The following is a 2,524-nucleotide window of genomic DNA, read 5'->3' as shown; positions in this document are numbered from 1 at the left end:
CGGCTGCGCGTCGGGCGGCGGCGAGCTGGTCGCGCAGCGCCGCGACGGCCGGCGCCCGCTCGGCCAGCGCCGCCCGCTCCGCGAGCAGGACCCGGCGGCGAGTGACGCGCTGCTCGAGGTCGCGCTCGGCGTCGAGCGCCTCCTGCGCGGCTCGCTCGGCGGCCTGGGCCTGCTCCCGCCGGGCCTCGGCGGCGGCGAGCTCCGCCTCGGCGCGCGCGACGACCTGCGCGGTGCGCCCCTCGAGCACCGCGGCGTCGAGCTCCTCCGCCGCGTCCGTGAGCGCCGCGGCGGTGGGGTCGTCCTCGGGCAGCAGGGCGGCGAACGTGGACACCGCGGTGGCGACCTCCTGCCGGGCGGCGGCGACGTCACGCCGGGCCTGGCGGGCCAGCTCGGTGAGCTCGTCCTGGAAGCGCTGGTAGATCTCCGTGCCGAAGACGTCGCGCAGCACCTGGGCACGCTCGTCCGGCTTGGCCCGCAGGAACGTGGAGAAGCGGCCCTGGGGCAGCACGACGGTCTGGCTGAACTGGGTCCGGTCGAGCCGCACGATGCGGCGGACCTCGGTGCCGACCTCCTGGGTGGTGGTGGCGAGAGGCTCACCGCCCTCGTCGGTCACCGACTCCAGCCGCCACAGGCGGGCGGTGGCGTTCTGCCTCCGCATGCCATCCCCGCGGAGCTTGGGCCGCTCGTAGGCGGGTGTCCGCCGCACCCGATAGATCCCGGCGCCGGTGGAGAAGACGACCTCGATCACCGGCTCGGTGCCGGGGGCGTGTGCCGAGGGCAGTCGGTCGTCGCGCGCGGGGCTGCCCAGGGAGCCGTAGAGCCCGAAGGTGATCGCGTCGATGAGGGTCGACTTCCCGGCGCCAGTGGGTCCCTCGAGCAGGAACAGCCCGCCGGCGGAGAGCTCGTCGAAGTCGATCTCGTGCCGCCCCGCGAAGGGACCGACGGCCTCCAGCGTGAGGTGGTGGATGCGCATCAGGCACTCCTCTCCGCGGCCAGGGCGGCCTCGTAGGCGCGGCGCAGCACCGCGGCCTCGGCCTCGGTGGGGGCGGCCCCGCTGACCTCCTGCACGAACTCGGCCGCGACCTCGAGCGGGTCCTGCGCCGGGGTGACGGCGCGCGCCGGCCCTCCGGTGAGCGGGACAGCGGGGCGGTGCTGGACGACCAGCGCGTGCGGGAACCGGGCCTTGACCTGTGCGTACAGGTCGCGGGGCCGCACCGTGTCCGTCACCGCCACACGCACCCAGTCCTCGGCCTGGGCGTCGAATGCGGGGGAGAGCAGCTCCGCCAGGGTGCCGGTGGCCTCCGAGAGGCGGCGCGGGCACGGCGTGGGCACCAGCTCGATACGCTCGACGCCGGCCGGCCCGAGGTCGACGAGCACACTGGACTTCGTGTGGTGCATCTCGGAGAAGGAGTACGCCAGCGGCGAGCCGGAGTAGCGGGCCAGTGGGCCGGGCCGCCCCGGGTCGTGGTCCGGCCCGACCCGCTGCGGACCGTGGAGGTGGCCCAGTGCCACGTAGTCCGGTGTGGCGGCGGGGCCGTGGTCGCCGGTGAGCACCTCGAGCGGCACGGAGTCCACGCCACCGACCCGGATGTCCCGCTCGGACTCCGAGGCGGCCCCGCCGACGACGAAGGCGTGGGCCATGACGACCGCGGGCACACGCGGCCCGTCCGCCCGGCGGGCGGCGAGGTCGGCGCGGACCCGGCGCAGGGCCGCGGCGACCACCGCATCGTGGGAGCGGGCCGGGACGACCGGGGTGCCGTCGGCGTCGGTCTCGGGGCCGGCGAGGCGGTGCCGGGTGGTGTCCGGGTCGAGGTAGGGCAGGGGGTAGACGAGCGCGCCGAGGCCACCGTCGGCCGACGGGAGGCAGACCGGGACGGCGAGGTCCTCGACACGTGCGCGCACCGCGAGCCGCTCGCGGAACAGCGGTGCCGCGAAGCCGAGTCGGGTGGCGGAGTCGTGGTTGCCGGGGGTGATGACGACGCGGGTGTGCTCGGTGAGCCGCAGCAGAGCGTCGGTGAGCAGCTCGACGACGTCGACCGGCGGGATCGCGCGGTCGTACACGTCGCCGGAGACGAGCACGGCATCGACCCGCTCGCTGCGCACCACCTCGACGAGGTGGTCGAGGAACGCACCCTGGTGCGCGACCAGGTCCACCCCGTGCAGCGTGCGCCCGAGGTGCCAGTCGGAGGTGTGCAGGATGCGCATGCGGCGACCGTAACCACGACCACCGACATCGCCCGGGGCGCCACCCCGGCGACGGGTCAGGTCGGGTCGGTGCCGGGGCCGGGGCCGGGAAGGGGAACCGGCGGGCTCACCCGACGTCGGGGGAACGCCCGCTCGCCGGCGCCCGCGGCCCTCCGGCACCGGCGACGGCGTCCCGGGCACCGCTCACGCGGCTCGGCATCAGGCGCCGCCGCCTGGTCGCGGCGCCGGCGGCGCGGCCACCACGACCGCCGCATCCCGACCGGCCCGGTGCTCCCGGTCGCTCCTGCCGACCCCGACGCAGTCGTCGCCCGGTGGCGCG

At 76.6% G+C, this 2,524-nt stretch carries 2 protein-coding genes; both read right to left on the bottom strand.

From position 1 onward, the window contains the following. The coding region (locus tag Q0195_RS11070; protein WP_299278360.1) for an SMC family ATPase at positions 1-973 on the bottom strand (973 nt) is incomplete at its 3' end. Beyond that, complete coding sequence (locus Q0195_RS11065) at positions 973-2,205, bottom strand: exonuclease SbcCD subunit D (protein WP_299278358.1); 1,233 nt, start codon at positions 2,203-2,205, stop codon at positions 973-975. The genes Q0195_RS11065 and Q0195_RS11070, both read right to left, overlap by 1 nt. Positions 2,206-2,524: the final 319 nt, after the last annotated feature.

The organism is uncultured Georgenia sp., assembly GCF_937958535.1.
In the GTDB taxonomy this organism is placed as follows: Bacteria; Actinomycetota; Actinomycetes; order Actinomycetales; family Actinomycetaceae; genus Oceanitalea.
The sequence above is the reverse complement of the archived record's forward strand: the minus strand, read 5'-3'. Positions and strand labels throughout refer to the sequence as shown.

What these genes read in the sequence shown, in the direction of transcription:
- Q0195_RS11065 (WP_299278358.1), bottom strand. Translation starts at nt 2,205, where the DNA reads ATGCGCATCCTGCACACCTCCGACTGGCACCTCGGGCGCACGCTGCAC.